Genomic DNA, 19949 nt, shown 5'->3' with positions numbered 1-19949 from the left:
GAGTATATGCAGAATAGCATAGTACCAGTAGCAAAAGATGATAAAGTGCAAATTGCTGGAATTTTCAGAGCACATTTCAATGAAACTGAAGGAAATTTTGCATTTATTGCATATAATAACAACCCTGCTATACAGTTTGTTGAGCTATCTTCTGCTAACAGTGGCTTTGTATTAGATGATAACCAAACCCACCACTCTAAAATTAGAACAACACATAGAATGCCAACTGTTAGTGAAATTAATGATTTCTCATGTTCTGCAAAACCTCCATACACTGTTCATAGCTTAGCTTGTGTTTTTACTGCAACATTGAAAAATGGTGATATGGCAGTTTGTGCTTTTGTGCAGCCATTATTAGATCAAAATGCTGAACAAGGTGCTAGAGATAATTTATCACTTGTATGTGGCAATGCAACAGGAATTATTGATGGCAATGATCATATTGCACATGTCAGCTCTTTTCCAAATGCTATACAAGGCATGCAAAAAGGAGATACTTTTATACCTAATGATAGGTTTTATAATAATATCTTAGTTGTTCTGCATCGTTATTTAGAAGATCAAAATTTAAGTCTTTTCAGTCTTTTGGGTATTGATCAATATACTGGCAGTTTACTTTTTAATTTACATTTAAATAATGATACCTCAAGCTACCAATGGATTCCATTGTTTTGCGGAAATACAAATGAAAACTTAATTTCTGAGTTAATTGATACCTCAAATACTTCTTCTGTTTCATCTGTAAAATTGAAGATCAGTGGTGTTGGATTGGTAAAAGGTGCCAGAGAAATAATTATTCCAAAAGATAGATTAATTTTATCTAAAAATGGAAATGCTATTATTCTAAGAACTAATTCAAGCAATATTGTAGAAAGCTTAAACTGTCTTCCTTCTTCAAATCCTTACTACTCTTTCTTTGTTATACCTGCACTGGCATTATTATCACTTTCATTGTATGGTGCATATAAATATAAAACTAAGAATAATGATCAAAATATTAGTTTATTAGAAACTGTAGTAGAACATCTTACTCCTTGTATGAATAAAAATTCAACATCAATATCAAATAATACAAATAAAAGACTTGATTGTAACAAACCAAAATATCATTGTGATAATGTTACATCTATTCATTATCAGCCTGTGCCAAGTACTACAGTGCTTAAATTATCAAAGGCATGCATAATATCTAATGATCATTTTCATAAGATTAAATTGCATTATTTAGGTGCTGATGAATATTCAGTTTATGGTCTAAATGTAGAAACAAAACATCCAGAAGACAAGATACCTTTGCCTGTTGATCTTATTAAAGCATTATCAAAAAAACAGCGTAAACTATTTAGTGAAACTTTACAAAAATATATTAGCGAACATGGTAGTACAGATGATCATTATCAAGAAGCTTCTAGACTTGCAACAAAGGAAATTATTTCTGAAACAGGAGAAGATTCTGTATATGTAGATATAGTTGCAGAACCTGCTCCAAACACAAGTACTTTTCAATATGAACATGGTAGTGCAGATGATCATTATCAAGAAGCTTCTACTAAAGATGTAGTTGCAGAACCTGCTCCAAACACAAGTACTTTTCAATATGAACATGGTAGTACAGATGATCATTATCAAGAAGCTTCTAGACTTGCAACAAAGGAAATTATTTGTGAAACAGGAGAAGATTCTGTAGATGCAAGTATAATTGCAGAATCTGCTCCAAACACAAGTACTTTTCAATCAAATGCTTCTATTCATCCTTCTTTTGGACGAGCAGCTGTAACTTCTCTATAAATTTACTACGTTTTCCAAAAAGAACCAATTAGTATAAAGTATTACAGTATACTAATTTAATTATTAAAAAGGTTAGTGAGATAACTAACCTTTTCTAATAAACAAAGATGTTTAGTTTAGTAAAAAAATTAATTGTATACTTAACAACTAGTAGAGCTAGAAAGTATAATGGCTGTACTAGTAAGTAGTAGGTGGTTCTACTTATTGCTCATTGACAATTATTACTATACATACAGTAGTAGTGTAATTATATACATACTTTTAATTTTCTATATGATATATCTTTTTTATTATGCAATTATTAATAATTATAACATTTAAAACTAACATAATATTGTCACACTAATCTTTGAGTAATGCATATCAATAACACAGTAGATCCTAGTATAAAACTATCTGAACTGTTTACAGAACATGTAAAAATAAGTATTATTATTTTCTTTACATTTTTGGTATATTTATAAATTTTTATAAAATTTTTAAACGTTCATTTATTTTTGTATTGGCTGCATTTGCTGACAATCAATCTATAGCAAAAAGAATAGCATCTCTTGATTCTAATGGTAATATTATATATTATGATTATAATGACAATAATATGTTTCCTAGACTATTCTGCCAGATCAATCTCCAAATAATATAAAATTACTCTGTGAGTATCAATCTTCAAATATAAAATATACTTATAATGATAAGTCTCTAAAATATATGAGATGTACTTATCATTTCCTAACATCTAGACAACAAATAAAAAGCTTGGAGTGCCCTCCTTTCTCTCATCTGATAAAGTGTTACCTCATTTATTAAATAATTCTTGTAAACAAAATGATTCAGATAAACAAATAGGATTAGTGGTTGAATCAGATGATAATTCTATAAATAATTTTACTATGATTTGAGAATCTCCAGCTTCATTGCTCAATCTTGCTACAGATATTTCTAATGATATGCAGTCTAATAATGATTACACCATTAAATCTTATAAAGATAAAGCAGTACCTACCAACAGCAGATGATACTAAAGTGCAAGCTAGTGGATATTATTTAATATATGAAAAACTTAAATCTGGTTCATATAAGAAAAGAATTTTTGCATTTATTGCATATATTAATAACCCTGCTATACAATATATTGAGCTTCTTCCTAATAAAGATATTATTACTATACCTAGTTACATTAGGGTAGAATTATAGCATCATACACTACACAATCTAATAGTGTGATTAATGATTTCTCATGTAACAATTTTATTGTGAGATCATTATTCTGTACTTTTACTGCAACATTGGAAGATGGCAGTATGGAAGTTTGTGTTTTGTCAAGTTTGCAAATTTTTTGGAATAGTATGTGCACTGATGAATGTACTTATTATTCCCAAATTATTATTTAGATATAGCAAAACAGAACTTATTGATACTTGATCATATCATGTATGTAAGTGTAAATCCCTACTTAGAATCTGAAACAAAAATTATCTTTGTTTTTTTACAGCGTTATTTACAAAATTAAAATTTAAGCTTTATTAATCTTATGGCTATTGATCAAAATCATAATTTATTTTTTGATTTAAAGTTTGATGATATCTCATATCCTAGTTTAGAGTTTAATGGTTCCATTCTTACATCATGATGGTGTTTCTGTCTCATATCAATGGATTCCATTGTTTTGCAGCAATACAGCATAAGTAATTATAGATTATAATACACATGACAAAACTATGATCAATGTTATAAAATCTGAGAAAAATGTCAGAAACGTAACTCTTCCTATGATAGGATTATATAGTCCATTTAATCTAGAAAACAATATACATTATGCAGATATTGATCTAAGTAAAGCTTGGATTGTCCTATGCCTGTATCTACATAAACACCTAGTTTGCTTATACTCTCTGTGCTATACCAGCAGTGTTAACACTTTCATTATCATTATATGGTGCATATAAATATAAGAGTAGAACTAAGAAGCACAATAATTGAGATGTTATGTTACTTTGTCAGAAGTTAAAAGCTCTGCTGGTGTAAATACTAAACTTATGTCTATTGAAAACAAGAAGAAAGTTAGGCCACAGATAAAACTGGTGTAAGTACTGTTATGTCATTGAAGAACAAAAAGCTATGCCAATTATAATTTTTACTAATGCACAATCTAAATTTAATGCTAAAAATAGGTAATTTACAATATTATCTATTATCATCCCAAAATACAAGTATTCAGCAATCAATTTCTTCTATTCAAGAAAAGAATGTGAATATGGTTGTATAAGTGAGATACTATGTACTGAATAATAAATATTAATTTGTTTTTTATATTAGCACTTATTAATAGAATAATAGAGATACTCAGAGGCTCTAATATTTTATAAATTCATGATAATTTGAGCATAAAAATTGCTTAACCAAGAACTAAGTATATTAGTATCAATATCTAATAAAATGTCTCATAATTAATTGATATTATTTAGATTTAATTATTGTTCTAAAGCTTTATCACTCACATCATTTACTTAATACAATAAGTAAAATTTAGATCTATACAATATCAAGATCATAGAAACATAATAAATAATAAATAGCTTAAAAAAATTAATTTAATAAAATAAAATTAATAATAGCTAAAATATATAATATGAAATCAAGTATAAATAAATCAATTGGTATTATTGGAATTACAGGACGAATGGGGAAAGCACTGTCAGCAACTATTAGTAACCATAAAGATTATGAAGTTGGATTGTCATATTCTCACTCACAAAATCCTTTTGTTGCTCTAAGTGATGTTTTTCAAAAAAATAGTTATATTATTGATTTTTCATCATCCAAGTTTACTAAAGAAATTCTCTATGTTGCAAACCAAAATCCTAAACCATTAATTATTTGCACAACAGGATGGTCTATGCAAAACATAAAAGAAGATCTTATATGCCTTAAACAAAAAGTTCCTGTTGTAATAGCAGAAAACACAAGTATTGGAGCATGTATACAACGTTATTTTACAGGACTGTTGGCTAAAATTTTAAAAAATAACTATGATATCAGCATACTGGAAAAACACCATAGAAATAAAGTTGATTGCCCTTCTGGTACAGCTCTATCCTTAGTACAAAAAATTCAATCTGTGCAAAAACGTAATAACATAAAGCCTGCTGAGCCACACTTCTTCATAAAAGAAGGATCCAGACCTGACAATATTATTAGCATGTCTGTTGAAAGAAGTGGAAATCTCTCTGGAGAGCATAATATCAATTTTACAAACTCTAAAGAAATGATTGCCATAAAACACATAGCATTTAATCACATATTATTTGCAGAAGGAGCATTAAAAATTGTTGAATGGCTTGATGCAATTTATCCTTCATCAGGGATATATACAATGACCGATGTGCTTGGTTTACGCAATATTGACCTATCTGATTAAAAATAATATAATTTAGTTAAATTAAATTTATTTTTTGCACTTGCTTTCTCTTAAATATAATTTTGTGCAAATTCTAAGGAAAATTTATGTCTATTAATGTTTCTATACTAGGAGCTACAGGTATTGTAGGTCAAAAAGTTATTGCACTTTTATCTCAAGAGCCCAATTTTCATATTACAGAACTCATTGCATCTCCTAAGCACACTGGACAATTATTTGGCAATGTATGTGATTGGCGTGAGCCTATTATGGATCTGCCTAGTGATATTGCCAATATAAGATTAGTTGATCCATATAACTTACAAGCATCATATAATATTTCATGCTTACCAACTGAACCAGCACAATTAATAGAACCAATTTTAGCTAAACAAGGAAAAATTGTTTTCTCCAATGCACCATCTTTTCGTATGCAACACAATGTTCCATTGATCATTCCTGAGATTAACAAAGACCATTTGTCTTTACTGGCAAATCAAACAACATCAGGTAAATTAATAACAAACCCAAACTGTGCTGCCACAGGTGCCACTCTTGCACTAGGGCCACTAACAAACCAAAAAGAAATTATACATGTTAGTATTGTAACGTTGCAATCAATAAGTGGTGCTGGTTATCCAGGGATATCATCTATTGACATCACAGGAAATACTATCCCTTATATCCAAGGAGAAGCCAAAAAAATTACGGAGGAAGTAAAAAAAATTCTAGGGACAGCTACAAAACCAGCCACTTTTCCAATTACAACCCATGTTCATCGAGTACCTGTTATGTATGGACATGTAGCAACACTGCATATTACATTTAAAGATAACATAACACCAGAAGAAGCTATTCAATCTTATCAAGACTGGAACCAAAAGCATCCTAACTTATTTGTGCTACATAAGCAAAATGATCGACCACAAAGCATACGTGATTTACATCATGATGATATGCGTATTCACATTGGTTCTTTATGCCAAGGAGGTCAATTGAATATATTGGGATTAACCACTTTAAGCCACAACCTTGTGCGTGGTGCTGCAGGTGCTGTTATAGCAAACATAAAAAACTATTTAAATGTAGAAAGAAAATCTTATGATTCATAGTGTAGTTGCAAAATTTGGGGGCACAAGTGTACAATCGGCAACCTCTATTCAAAAGATCAAACAAATTATTAGCATGAATACCAACATTAATGTTGTAGTTGTTAGTGCTGTAAGTGGAATTACTGATCTTCTCATGGAATTTTGTAAATCCAGCTCATCAAGGCAACATACCTTAGCTGAAAAAATTAAACAAACACATCTAACACTTGCCAAAGATCTAAACCTTTCTTTAACAGATGAGATTATTAACTATATAGATCAACTAAATCCAAAAATTAACAGCAATGCTTTGACCACAAGACAAATTGATGAAATACTATCACTTGGAGAAGATTTATCCTCTTTTATTATCCATGCTTTTTTAATTGCACAAGGCATTAAAATTAAACATATTAATATACGTGACTATTTAATAACAGATACTCATTTTGGCAAAGCAACTCCTGATATAAAAGAAATTCGAAAACGCTTTGCTTCTTTGCCAAATGATTTATGCATCACTCAAGGATTTGTTGGTTCTACATATACAAAACAAACTACAACTCTTGGCCGAGGAGGAAGTGATTACAGTGCAGCACTTATTGCAGAAGCTATGTCTGTAGATAAACTTTTAATTTATACAGATGTGCCAGGAGTTTTTACCATGGATCCAAATGTTACTACACCTACTTATCCTATCAAAGAGCTTACTTTCCAAGAAATGGCTGAAATGGCAAACTTTGGTGCCAAGATTCTCCACCCAGCAACACTAGAGCCTTGTATACGTTCACATATACCTGTGCAAATTCTATCAACCTTTGAGCCTGATCAACCTGGAACGCATATTTGCATGACAGCACCCAAAATGCCAGAACCAAAAATACGAGCCATAACAATGCGAGGAAGGCAAATCCTTGTTATTGTTAAAAGCTTACAAATGTTAAATGCTTATGGATTTCTGGCAAACATTTTTAATATTCTTGCTAAATATAAGATAAGTATTGATTTAATCACTACTAGTGAAGTTAGCATTGCTCTAACAGTTGATGAAAAAGAATGTAAAGATGTCTTTCATCCATCATCTAAATTAATGCAAGAGCTCAAGCCATTTGCAGATATTGCCCAAGAAAAAGATTTAACACTTCTAGCTGTAATTGGTTCAGGGCTTACAGTTTCAGGTGTAATACAAAAAACATTAAGCTACATACAACCTTCTATAATTCGTTTAATTTGCTATGGTGCAAGTAATTCAAGTATTGGAATCCTTGTTAAAGAAAAGGATGCAGTATATCTTGCAAAGGAACTTCACAAAAAACTAATAGGAGAGTAGTGTGTTTAGTGAATTATCAGGTAGTAATTTATGGTTCAATGGAAAAATAATTCCTTGGCAGGAAGCAAATATTCACATTATGACTCATGCACTGCACTATGCAAGCAGTGTTTATGAAGGTTTGCGCTCTTACCATGGAAAAATATTTAAGGCAACAGAACATTATCAACGACTTCATAAATCTGCAGCTTATTTAGACTTCCAAATCCCTTATACATCAGAAGAGCTTATAGAGGCAACACAACAACTTATCATAAGAGACAAATACCAATATGGGTATATAAGAGCAATTGCATGGTGTGGAAGTAAAGTTATGACAGTTTCTCATAATGGTGCTGATGTTAATGTGGCTATTGGAATTTGGGAAAGACCTCTTACTTATCCATCTCAATATTATTCAGATGGTATTTGCATGAATATTGCACAATGGAGAAGACCAGATCCAAATACTGCACCTGTACACAGTAAGACAGCTGGGCTTTACCCAATATCATCTATAAGCAAAAAGGAAGCGGAAAAACAAGGATTTAAAGATGCACTTATGCTTGACTATCAAGGTAATATTGCAGAAGCAACTAGCTCAAATATATTTCTTGTAATAAATGGTCAACTTTATACTCCAGTGCCCAAATGCTTTTTAAATGGAATTACACGCTGTACTTGCCTGCAAATTGCAAAAGATGCTGGAATTCCTACTCAAGAAATAACGCTAACACTTGAAGATCTTAACAAGGCACAGGAAGTCTTTCTAACAGGAACAGCTATTGAAATTTTACCAGTAGGAAGTATTGTTGGGCATAACAAGACGTGGAGCTTTAAACCTGGATTAGTTACACACACTATACGTTCCAATTTCCAAAACATGATCAACAATTTTTAATACTAAATAACTCTATAATAAAATTTAATATATCTTACACAATCTTTCTAAAAATTAAGATCAATAAAGCAAACTATAAAAAATTTAAACATATATCTATGATCTAGTGCTAATGGTGTAACTTCCCTTAAATTTCTGCTTAATGTGTTGATATTGTTATATTTTCACCTTTAAACTAAGTATGACAAATTACAACAAAATCTGCAACAATCTACTAATAATCTTATTGATGGCAATACTCTTTGTCAGATTGGCATACAAATGAACAACTTTATATACTATTAAACATAACAATAAGTTTCTTCTTTAGTTGATAAAAACATTATTGATACTGGTAGTGTTTGCATGCCAATTAAACCTACATACAAATATTCTTATGGCATTGCCATAGAATAATTATTATTATGCCACAATTTTATTGATCTAGAATTTTTAATGACAAGTATTGTTTTAGTTGTTTCTGGAACATTATCATACAATATTAATCTATATAAAAATCCATACACCACTCAAAGCATTACAACTATTCCCTATCTATGAAAAATCCAAATGGTAGGATAAGAAGTTTAGCAAATTATAAAACAATAACCACCAAAGCATTTGTTTATTATGATAATAATGATATAACATTAATGGTAATTGGTATAAATCTTATCTTACAAATATCTTTACTAAGATGCTAGACAATGTTTTGGAATCAGATATAACAATACATTGCACAACAAATGTCTTGCTGTAGCATTATCCAGCTTTAATAAAAACAATCAATTCTACATACAACAAAATTCTAGTGAAAAATATAGGTTATAATTAAATTAATGTGCATATAATTTTGCATAAATGATTGAACTTTATCAATGTATCAAAAGTTAATAAAATTAAGGAAAATATGGATTATAAAACACTTCTTAAAAATTTAGAAACTGGAAAGCAACGTATTGCAAACAAAACAGGAACAACTTGGAATGTGAACTTAAAACTAAAACAACAAATTGTAGATCTTTTTCAACAAACAGAAACAATTAATTTACCAAATGGATTTCGTGATAAATCTATTCTATTACCACAAATATTTACAGAACGTTCAGATGTTCGGATAGTTCCAGGTGGTACATCAATTCGACCAGGCGTATATCTAGGAAAAAAAGTTGTTGTTATGCCGCCATCTTACATTAATATTGGTGCTTATATTGATGATAATAGCATGGTTGATAGTCATGTTCTTGTAGGTTCTTGTGCTCAAATAGGAAAAGGTGTTCATTTATCAACTGCAGTACAAATTGGTGGCACACTTGAACCAATTAATTACCAGCCTGTTATTGTGGAAGATGATTGCTTCATTGGTGCAGGAGCAATCCTAACAGAAGGAATCTTAGTTCGCAAAGGTGCTATAATTGCTCCTAATGTTTCACTATCTGCTTCAGTTCCTATTTATGATCTTGAAAGTGAGAAAATCATTAAAGGTGAAATCCCTGAAAATGCTGTTGTTGTCCCAGGAACGCGCCCTGTTAAAAAAAATACCTGGGGAGAACAACAACAACTTACACTTGGATGTGCAGTTATTGTAAAATATCGTGATAAAAAAACAGATAAATCCATAGCTCTAGAAGCTGCACTAAGGTAAAATATGAAAAATCAAGAACTAGAAAAATTAGCTATGCAAGGTGCATTCTTTGTATATGATTTAGACAAACTCTACAAGCATGCAACACAACTAACTGCCAATCAAATACGAATATTTTTTGCATGTAAGGCAAATCCATTGAGTGCCGTGATTAAAACATTAAGAAAAGCTGGTTTACATTTTGATGTAGCTAGTGAAGGTGAATTGCTGCAAGTAGTTGCACAAAATATATTGGGCAATCATATTATCTTAACAGGCCCAGCCAAATCTGAGCATTTACTAAGACTGGCACTTAATTGCAGAGTTGGTGTTTTTGTCATTGAAAGTGCTCAGCAACTACAATTATTGCAACAGCTTGCAAAAAACTATTCTTATAAACCATCTGTTCTGCTTAGAATTCAACTACAATGGGATTCTTTTGATGATACAAATATTATAGGAGGCAATCATACTACACATTTTGGCATTGATTTAGAAACAGCAAAAACTATTTTACATCAAATTAAACTACCTTTTTTGGGTTTTCATGTCTTTCAATGGAGCAATATTCTTTGCATAAATAAATTACAAACCATATGGGAGCATACTATTAAAACTTGCCAGACTTTAACTAAAGATTTTACTGTAATTGATGTTGGAGGTGGACTAGGTATTCCATATCAAGGAGAAAAACCTATATCATGGCAGTCTGTTAATATGCTTATAAAAAATCTGCAAAATACCTATAATATTCCAGAATTCTGGCTTGAAATGGGGCGTTATTTAATTGGACCTTATGGATTTTACATGACTACTGTAGTAGATCGTAAAAAAACTTATGCTCAAGATATACTAATTTTAGAAGGAGGAATCAACCATATAGCCCGACCAGCACTAGTAAAAGAATTCTTCCCTGTATCTTTGTTGCGAAACACATCTGCAAAATTACAATATTTCCTATTATATGGTCCATTATGTACATCTTTGGATTTTCTAGGTAAAGTTATGTTGCCCAGTGATGTACAAATAAATGATATACTAATTTTCCAGCAAGCAGGAGCATATGGATTTACTGAAAGCCTACCTTTCTTTTTATGTCATAAGATACCAGGAGAAGCAGTTTACTATCAAGATAAAATAAGAATAATTCGCACCCCACAATCAGCACAATCATGGTTAAAATAGGATAATCTTCATGATAATAACTCATATTCATACACGTACTTTAGCTAGTGGTGAACAACTAAATATACCCACCTTCCATTTCAAAGGAACTGATAAAAATGCCCCCTCTGCATATATTCAATCAAGTATTCATGCCTCAGAAGTACAAGGATGTCTTGTTAGTTTACAACTTATTGAACATTTCAGAAAAAATCCACCCTTGGGCAATATAACTCTCCTGCCCCTTACAAATCCCTATGCTATTAATCATAAGGTTGGAGATTACACACTTGGTCGTTTTGACCCATCAACAGGTGAGAACTGGAATCGCCTTTATGAAGATTTAACTCATCTTGTTAAAGATTTCCTTGAAAAACATTCTTGGGCACACTTTGATCAACTTATTCCTCTTTTCAAACAAACACTTAAGCAACATCTTAAACAACAAGGCAATGGGAGCTATGCCAAAAAACTAGCGCGAGATCTGCATATGATTGCCATTATGGCTGATGTTGTGCTTGATTTGCATTGTGATACAACATCCATACCTCACGTTTACAGTGTAAATTATGCAGTAAAGTCTGCAACACATTTAGGAATTCCATTTATTATTAGCATTCCATCTGTTTTTGCACATGCCTTAGATGAAGCAATATTTTGCCCTTGGATTGCTTTAACAAAAGTCTATAATCAAAACCATAAAAATGGTATTCCAAAAAAAATTCCTGTTGAAGTTTTTACTGTTGAATTAGGCTCCGCTGAAATTATTTCTTCTCAAGAAGCTACTCAACAAGCTAATAATATTCTACACTATCTTAGTACAAAAGGTATTTGCACAGATGTGCCTTGCAATCAACCTAACTTATTTTATACTTGTATACTTAATGATTTTCAAACACTATATGCTCCTATAGGTGGTTTAATAACAAACTGTGCACCTTTAGGTCAAATTGCTCCAGCTAACAAATGCCTTATGCACTTAACTCAGCCAAGTTTATGGTGCAAAACACCTAAATCTAAAGACATCATTGCATATTCAAGCCAGAATATTAGCCTTAACTGTAATACAATTCCAATAACTCATTCAGCAAGTGCAGTTGTTCATGAAGGGATGGAATTAATGAAAGTTTTTACAAACTACAAGACACTACATAGAAATCTTATTACTGCATAGGTTTATCTTAATTTTTTTCAAAACTCAAAGAATGTGCTCTTCACAAGGGATAATTGCACTCCCTGCTATTGTAAGATAATTTTTTCTTTTTTTTAAAAATTTTATATTTCAATTTTCTAGTTAACTGATTTTTAGCACTACTCACCTTCAACTAAATCAAAAATTTTAATGAAACATCTCATGCTAGTTGATTTAATTATAAATTAAATAATATTTATTATAATAATACAAAATTTTATGAAATAAATTTAAGAATACTAATGTAAAAATTATAATATAACAAAACTAAATATCTCTATGAAAACAGACTTAAACAGTAAATTAGAAGAAATACTACTAAAAGGCAGTGAAAAACCAAATCTATTTATAGTTTATACATGGTGCACAAAAGATCCTGATAAATTACAACCTGATGACTTTCCTATACATGAGGTAAAATTAACTGGTGAGCAGGAATTTACATCACAGTTGTCCAATATACTACAAACAGCAAAAATGGCAGAAGAAAACAACATGATTGTTGTGCTAAACGTTGAAAAAGATTCAATGCCTGAAGCAAATTTTCACAATCTCCTAGAAGTTTTATATAATACACCAGTAAAAATTGAACTTTGTAACCCAGAAAAAAAATTTAATCCAAATTTAGGTGACTTGGGAAGCCATGTTGATATAACTAAAGCAAGAACATGTATGGATCTACATGAAAGATTTGGCTCTCCAGTTATGAGTATTGATGTTGATATGGCATTAGATCCTAGATTATTTCTACCATGGTTTGAAGGACATAAAGATATACCATTCAATCTTATTGAGCATCCTAAAAGAGGAAGGCCTTACCCTCCTTACATAGAAAATAGTCTGATATTTTATAATTATAAAGATGATGACAAGGCTAAAGATTGTGTTTGTAATACATATGATGCTATGCTGGAAATGCATGATAATGTGCTAAATTGCACCTATAGCATACAAGAAAGAAATTTTGCCAGATACCATAAACAAAAATACAATAAGCCAGAACACTCTTATATTAAAGATGAGGATATGACTCCAGAAAAAATTGGCAGCATCCCAAAACAGTCTTTTATACCTTGGGATATAACAAATGCAAATCGTGAAAATAATGCTAAAACTTGGAGTGATGATACTTGGAGTGATGATAGTACTGCAAAAACAAAATTTGCCAAGAAAGAACAATGTTTAGAGTTAGTAAAACAATACTTAACACCAAAAGGCATGCTTACCACAAATAGTATTAGTAGTAAGGCACAACATGATGAAATCCAAAAGTGATGAAGATTATAAATTCACCTTCATTTTTTATGATAAGAGTGGCAGTATGGCCATTCAATAATTAAGTGAAGCTTTGAGGTAACTAAACAGACCCTGATCATCTTTGTCTTTAACTTTAATAGAGAATAAGTACTTTGGTATATATTAATCCAGTCTTGCAAACAATAATACTGAGATATTGTGAGATATTGACAGTGAGTAATTTTCTGTGATGATAATAGCATTGCAATTAAAAACAACATAATTTACTTAGTTATTCAAAGAATTGCCTCAACTACAATGGCTATTAGATTAGTAATTTATAATAAATATATTGTCAAAATTGGCATTAATATGAAAATAGTATGTTTGCTGTCTCTAATAATTTTTTTAGTTAAGTTAGTAAAAATATTTGTATAATCATCTACTAATTCAATGCTATCTTAGTTGCATTTTTCAACTAAAAAATTCAGCTACATTAATTCTGTTAAAGCAACTTAGCAACAACTGTTTTTGATGTAATTAGCAAATATTTGCCTAATTCATATAGTTTATATTATAGCATCTTCATATTATCTGGGATACAATGTTGTCTGAATATACGGAGCTTTTATATGATAGGCAAACTTTCTGGTATTGTAGATAGTAAGTTAAAAGATGGTATTATACTCCAAGTCTTAGGAATAGGATTTATAGTTAACATTACTAATAAATTATCTACAAAATTTAAGATTGCTGAGAATATTAGTTTGTTTATTGAATGTAAGTTCAAAGAAGATAGTGTTAATATGTTTGGATTTACTTCTTTACAAGAGAAGGAATGTTTTTGTCAACTGACAAAAGTTCGTGGCATTAGTGGTAAATATGCAATGCGTATAATGAATGCATTAAGTGTAGATGAGCTGGCAAAAGCAATTTCTTCAGCAAATATAACATTACTAGCAACAATTCCTGGCATTGGCAGAAAAACAGCATCTCGTTTAGTCTCAGACATAGGTGATAATATGGACTTAGGATTTTTAAACAATATTACTGAGCATAATAATATTGTAAATGATGCAGTTGGTGCATTAAACTCACTAGGACACTCCATAGCTGATGCACAAAAAGTTGTACAAAATATATACAATAACAATAAAAGCATAACTCTAGAAGAACTAATTAGTAAAAGTCTTAGTATGATGAGCTGTTCATGATGAAATGGTGCTGGTTGTTATTTCTGCTGTTTATTTATAACTTAAAGGGATATACTGCTGTTGAAGTGTTGTATAATTTTGAGTATGGCTTTGTAGCCAAAGGATTAGTGAATTTTTTATTAGAAGATGAAAGTGATCATGGTTATATTAGCATGGAAATTATTCCAGAGAAGTCTTTGTTTAAAATAAATCCAATTATTGGTAATACAAAATGTACAACAAGATGGCATAGAACAAACAGTAATTATTTACCAGATAGTCATATTTGCAACATTGGCAATATAAATAATACAAAAGTTTTATACAGTAATGGTCATATTACTGATCTTATTATTGGTGATATAAATTTATCTAATAATAGTAAAAATTTTAGTGTTTTTGGCAATTCTTATGATTTTTTGTATGCAATGATTTCAATGGCTAAATTAGTAAATATAGCAATGGAGATACCTGGTTGGCAGGTGCTTAGTGCTAATGGGGTTAATTTTTATGATTGCACCTATACTAACAATACTAGAAAAAATGTTGCCTGTTCATGCAGCAAAATTTTAGATCAAATAAGCAGAAATATTGTAAGAGAAGACTGTGGAAATTTATTGGTCAAATTTGCAGATGAATTAATGCCTCAAGAAATCTCTTGGAAGTTTTCTTGGAGTAGTGGGATAATGCATATAGTTAAATGATTAGTATGCTATGCTGTCACTTAATGGTATCAAGCAAACCATCAATGCCTTTGTTTTTTATAACTGAGTCAACCTCATTTCTTTGAGAAAGTGCAAGACTAATACCTGATGTAATAACATCATAAATTAGCAGCATACCATCTGCTTTGTGCAACCTAACCTCAAATGGCACTTTGCTGCCATCTTTAGATAAGACAAAACCTATTACTGAAAAACGATTATTGCTACGCTCACTTGTGCTAGTTATCTTTAATTCTTTATCACTAATATAACCTAATGAGCTATAGTAAAGATTTAATGCAAAATTTTTATATCCATGAATGAATTGTTTATGTTGCTCACTGTTTAGTTGGCTATTATTTTTTCCTAAAATAAAACCACTAAGCCATTTAATATCTACTTGCTTATCTATAATAGATAACACTTCACTCTTTTTGGCTTCTTCACTATTTTTCTTTGCCAAAATTTCTTTAATTGCTGCAACTGTACTTTCAACAGTTTGTGCCACTTCATTTGCTGAAGCATTTATAAAAAATAGACAACATATCAAAACAACTGTTGGCAACATCATTACATGCATTTGTTTTCTTAAATATAGTATTTTCATTTTCTATAAAATTTTAATATACTTATTAATAATAATTAAGATTAGTTAACAAATACTTTATTTATTCTGTATTGAGTATAATAACTGCGCCAACTTATATATGGATCAATGGAATGTTTCTCAGTATTTTCATAAAAACTAAATATATCAGATTTCATTTGTATTATATATAATAAAAATGCACTACGATAAACATAACCTGGTATAAAATAACTAAGTGGATTAACAATAAAATCAAAAAGAAGTCCTATAAAGCCTATAATTGTACTTGGTCCAAGAATTGGTGCATATAAGTATATGTCATCTTTTGCAAATTTATATAAAATTTCATCAAATGTTTTATTTTTTGCTGGCAAGCCAAGTTCAGTAGCAACATCAAATATACCAAAAACACCAGCAGTAGTGTTAATAAACAATCTCCAAAAGCTATTAAATGCCATCTCTAGATTGCCATCTATTAAAAAATTAATTGCATTACTAGGTTCTTGAAAATTATTAATACTACTTTTTAACATAAGCTTTATGGCTGATGGTATTGCATATTTATATGTCTTAATTATAGGAATACCAATAATAGCATCAAATGAACGATTAACTTTGTATAGATTACGATTAAATGATTCAATGCTATCTTTTATCTTAAATTTATTATCTGTTTCTAGGTATTCCATATATTCATCATCATATGCACTGTAGTCATCTACTATCTTATTTTCTGCATAACAAACAATTTGTATTAACAACACCACTGATAATAATACTATTTTTCTTATGAGAATCTGCATTGTTAATACAAAATAATTATTTATTTCAATATATCACAATATATATGCAGTGAGAATGTATATTCAGACACATTGCTCTGCTGGCATAAGTAAATATTGTTAATTTTTGTCTTTATCATCTTCTTCAAGATCATTATTAAATGATCCTTCATCATCCACAGTCCCTAATATTTCTGACTTCTTCTTACGTGATCTAGGTGGTAATTGTGGTTTTCTGTCAAGTTCTGATCTTTTAGTTTGCTGATTGGATATTTTGCCATATTCATCTTTGAGTGCCTTGTTTTTTTGCTCTGTAGCATCTGCTATGTCATTTTCATATATATTTTTACTGTCATCTTTATCAATTGTATCATATATGTTTTCATCATCAATTGTATCATATATGTTTTCATCATCAATTGTATCATATATGTTTTCATCATCACTAATTGGTTCTTTGGATTTGTTTATATTGAGAGCACCTCTTGCAGCTTCATTGGTTATATTTTTATCTTGGAAATCATATTTCGCAAGTGCTTCATTAAGCAACTTACCTCTTACATTCTTATCTCGCAGGAAAGCAAGTCCATCAACATGATCTTTATATGAAGATCCTATATTATATAGTTCCTTCATTGTTTTCTTGGGGCTAGTTGCCATTTCTGCTAAGCCTTTTGGAGTGAGTCTTTTTATGCCTTTGTCAAAAAATTCTAATTTCCCAAAAACAGAATCACTAATACGTGCACTAAGTGCACTATGCTTGTCTTCCATGCTTTTAGCCTTATCTATTGCACTTCTTGTTTTTGGTGCACCAAATAGTGCAGCTGGTGAAGCAATAGTACCAACTATGCTGTGTATTTTATCTAATCGTGCAACTCGTGCCACAGAATCTTGAAGACTACCTTTAAGGGCAAGTGCAAATTGGAATGGATTATATTTTCCACCAAAAGATGCTAGATATCTAGTGGCGTTACCAAAAGTTGCAGATAGATTGTCCCTAAATATTTCCCCACCACCAACAAGTTGACCTACTTCAAGCACTGCATCCTTCATAAAAATTGCCAATATAGTTATTAGCAGAACTATACTAGCTTCATTAAGATCAATTATTTTACCATCATTTAAAATTTCTATAATTCTATCTGCATCATCTTTTGGATCAAGATATGGCAAGTTAACATAACGTTTTGCTTTAAAATCATAGTATGGTGGCACTGCCATAACTTCCATCTTGCTTCCAATCTCATATGGCCTATCATACCAAATTTTTCTATTTTGATCATTAGCATCAACTCTTTGTCTTTTTGGAGCAGAACTGCCAGATAACAGTATAAATGGATAGAAAATATCACCAGGATGATGCCCAGTTATTGACCCTATATCTGGACAACATATACTTACATCACATCCAGTTGCACAAGGTGCAAAGCTTATTATAGTACTACTACATGTTGGGAAACCAACTGTTTTAAGCACATGTGTTTTTACTATATCAAATACAAAAATTAGAAATGCCATTAATACAATAATTTGTAATGCATTGTGTATTAATGAGCTAAGCCAGCCATCAAAAATACTTTTTAATGGCTTGAATAAAAGAGCAATTAAGAATATTGGAGTTAACCCAAGTAGGAATGATATTACCATCATGCCGGATAGGTAGATTGCTACTGCATTTATAGTAATAATCATTAGCATTACGAAAATGCATAGCAATATCAACACCCAAACTATTCCAACTCCAGGTTGTGCTGCAATTACTGCTGGTATTTTCATATTCCATATAGTGCTACTAAAGAATTGAGTGAAAAAAAAGTAATCGATAAAAGAAAATGGATTATCAGGATCATATTCTGCAATGGCAGAACCAATAATACCAGATAAATCTCTAACGCCATCAGTAAAAAGTATTAAAAAATTCTGATAAAAAAAATCCCAACTGTTAGGACTTAATAGTGAAGCAATGACAGCAATCTTAATAATTCTAACTACAACATCAGCATAGCTAATGTTTATTGAACCAATAACATAACCAAAACCAGTTAGAATAATCATCAAGGAAGCTGATGCTAAGACTGCAGACTTGTAATTAGGGTTCTTGACAATACCAGAGAATGTTTTTTCAGCATAGTGAGAAAAAAGAGAGTTTATTTTATTTAATAACCAAGAGAACAGCTCTGTACCTCCACCTCTTTGCACACCAGACATAAATTTTATTTTTAAGTTATCCACTTCATTGTCTGGGTAGTAACTAGAAATAACTTTGACAAAAATTTTCCAACCTTTCTGTGGTTGTATTTCATTGCCAGCTGAATCTTTTAGTGCTGTGTCACCACTCCAAAATCTACTTTTTCCTGGTGAATATAGATGCACTGTTGTGTCTATAGGATTTTGCACTCTAGCTTTAGTTGCATTTGGATGATAACGCATCTGAAGTTCTTTTTTCTTTTGCTCTTTTGCAGCTGAGCTTAGTCCACCATTTCTTTCAATTTTCATTAATTCTTTTTCATACACAGCATAATTTCGAAAAAATAATAAATAAATACCAAAACCATCTTCAAACCAACATGGTGCACCATATTTTATTGATGATCCAGAGCCAGAATCATTTATAACATAAGGATTATCATCTATTATTTCTAAACACTCCTGACCTTCTATATTAACTTTTCTGAAATTACTACAATTTCTATCTTTTGCTGTTGAGTTCCATGATGTCCATTTGCCAGATAATTCCATAACTAATGGCTTACCATTAGTTATTAGTTCTGTTTCTTGCCATGGTAAAACTTGATGATATTTAGGCTCATAGCCATTCTCACTATCATCTAACATGTTAAACTCAGCAATATCAGTAAATTTTGCTCTTACGTTTAATGCATATCCTTGGCCAACATCATCTGCTTCTGTACAAGGACCACTACATCCATAAAGCATTAATAACAACAAACAACATGCAATATTTTTTGCTAAATATCCATATTTCATACACAAATCCAG

Annotated in this window: 17 protein-coding genes; 14 read left to right on the top strand and 3 right to left on the bottom strand. The window is 30.7% G+C overall.

The genetic code is table 11. The features are described from left to right. The 14 genes from AABI72_RS02615 to AABI72_RS02550 form a co-directional block, all read left to right on the top strand. Positions 1-1788 (top strand): hypothetical protein (locus AABI72_RS02615; RefSeq protein ID WP_338364128.1); only part of this gene is annotated, 1788 nt, incomplete at its 5' end. Positions 1789-2549: 761 nt separating this feature from the next. Next, a complete protein-coding gene (locus tag AABI72_RS02610) occupies positions 2550-2687 on the top strand; it encodes a hypothetical protein (protein ID WP_338364126.1) in 138 nt (45 codons plus the stop codon). 61 nt (positions 2688-2748) lie between these two features. After that, on the top strand, positions 2749-2982 hold the full coding sequence (locus AABI72_RS02605; RefSeq protein ID WP_338364124.1) for a hypothetical protein: 234 nt from the start codon (positions 2749-2751) through the stop codon (positions 2980-2982). A gap of 1435 nt (positions 2983-4417) precedes the next feature. Then, on the top strand, positions 4418-5206 hold the full coding sequence (gene dapB, locus AABI72_RS02600; protein ID WP_338364123.1) for a 4-hydroxy-tetrahydrodipicolinate reductase: 789 nt from the start codon (positions 4418-4420) through the stop codon (positions 5204-5206). Positions 5207-5292: 86 nt separating this feature from the next. Further along, a complete protein-coding gene (gene asd / locus AABI72_RS02595; protein ID WP_338364121.1) occupies positions 5293-6297 on the top strand; it encodes an aspartate-semialdehyde dehydrogenase in 1005 nt (334 codons plus the stop codon). Continuing rightward, the gene (gene lysC / locus AABI72_RS02590; RefSeq protein ID WP_338364119.1) at positions 6287-7606 is read left to right on the top strand and encodes a lysine-sensitive aspartokinase 3; all 1320 of its coding nucleotides are present in this window, start codon (positions 6287-6289) and stop codon (positions 7604-7606) included. The genes asd and lysC overlap by 11 nt, the downstream gene beginning before the upstream one ends. A gap of 1 nt (position 7607) precedes the next feature. After that, positions 7608-8486 carry a branched-chain amino acid transaminase gene (locus AABI72_RS02585; protein WP_338364117.1) on the top strand — a complete coding sequence of 293 codons (879 nt, stop codon included), beginning with the start codon at positions 7608-7610 and terminating at the stop codon, positions 8484-8486. Positions 8487-9022: 536 nt separating this feature from the next. Beyond that, entirely contained in the window at positions 9023-9169 is a 147-nt protein-coding gene (locus tag AABI72_RS02580; RefSeq protein WP_338364115.1) for a hypothetical protein, read from the top strand. 206 nt (positions 9170-9375) lie between these two features. Next, positions 9376-10110 (top strand): 2,3,4,5-tetrahydropyridine-2,6-dicarboxylate N-succinyltransferase, encoded by a 735-nt coding sequence (locus AABI72_RS02575; RefSeq protein ID WP_338364114.1) that lies wholly within the window; start codon positions 9376-9378, stop codon positions 10108-10110. 3 nt (positions 10111-10113) lie between these two features. Continuing rightward, complete coding sequence (locus tag AABI72_RS02570) at positions 10114-11274, top strand: hypothetical protein (RefSeq protein ID WP_338364112.1); 1161 nt, start codon at positions 10114-10116, stop codon at positions 11272-11274. Positions 11275-11284: 10 nt separating this feature from the next. Further along, positions 11285-12427 carry a succinylglutamate desuccinylase/aspartoacylase family protein gene (locus tag AABI72_RS02565; protein WP_338364110.1) on the top strand — a complete coding sequence of 381 codons (1143 nt, stop codon included), beginning with the start codon at positions 11285-11287 and terminating at the stop codon, positions 12425-12427. A 297-nt stretch (positions 12428-12724) separates the two neighbouring features. Beyond that, positions 12725-13720 (top strand): hypothetical protein, encoded by a 996-nt coding sequence (locus AABI72_RS02560; protein ID WP_338364108.1) that lies wholly within the window; start codon positions 12725-12727, stop codon positions 13718-13720. Between the two features lie 593 nt (positions 13721-14313). Next, the gene (ruvA, locus tag AABI72_RS02555; RefSeq protein WP_338364107.1) at positions 14314-14895 is read left to right on the top strand and encodes a Holliday junction branch migration protein RuvA; all 582 of its coding nucleotides are present in this window, start codon (positions 14314-14316) and stop codon (positions 14893-14895) included. Further along, positions 14892-15578 carry a hypothetical protein gene (locus AABI72_RS02550; protein WP_338364105.1) on the top strand — a complete coding sequence of 229 codons (687 nt, stop codon included), beginning with the start codon at positions 14892-14894 and terminating at the stop codon, positions 15576-15578. Before ruvA ends, AABI72_RS02550 begins: the two co-directional genes overlap by 4 nt. A gap of 16 nt (positions 15579-15594) precedes the next feature. On the opposite strand, the gene AABI72_RS02545 is transcribed toward AABI72_RS02550, so the two are convergent. The 3 genes from AABI72_RS02545 to AABI72_RS02535 all read right to left on the bottom strand — a co-directional run bounded on the left by AABI72_RS02545 (position 15595) and on the right by AABI72_RS02535 (position 19937). Next, positions 15595-16185: an ABC transporter substrate-binding protein gene (locus AABI72_RS02545; RefSeq protein WP_338364103.1), complete on the bottom strand. Its 591-nt coding sequence runs from the start codon at positions 16183-16185 to the stop codon at positions 15595-15597. A gap of 41 nt (positions 16186-16226) precedes the next feature. After that, entirely contained in the window at positions 16227-16970 is a 744-nt protein-coding gene (locus AABI72_RS02540) for an MlaA family lipoprotein (RefSeq protein ID WP_338364101.1), read from the bottom strand. A 99-nt stretch (positions 16971-17069) separates the two neighbouring features. After that, positions 17070-19937, bottom strand: coding sequence for a type IV secretion system protein (locus AABI72_RS02535; RefSeq protein ID WP_338364098.1), 2868 nt, complete (start codon positions 19935-19937; stop codon positions 17070-17072). Between the last annotated feature and the right edge of the window lie 12 nt (positions 19938-19949).

This window comes from Candidatus Xenohaliotis californiensis (genome assembly GCF_963930935.1).
GTDB lineage: Bacteria > Pseudomonadota > Alphaproteobacteria > Rickettsiales > CAWVOK01 > Xenohaliotis > Xenohaliotis californiensis.
Note: the sequence above shows the minus strand (reverse complement) of the source record. Positions and strands in the feature narration are given on the sequence as shown.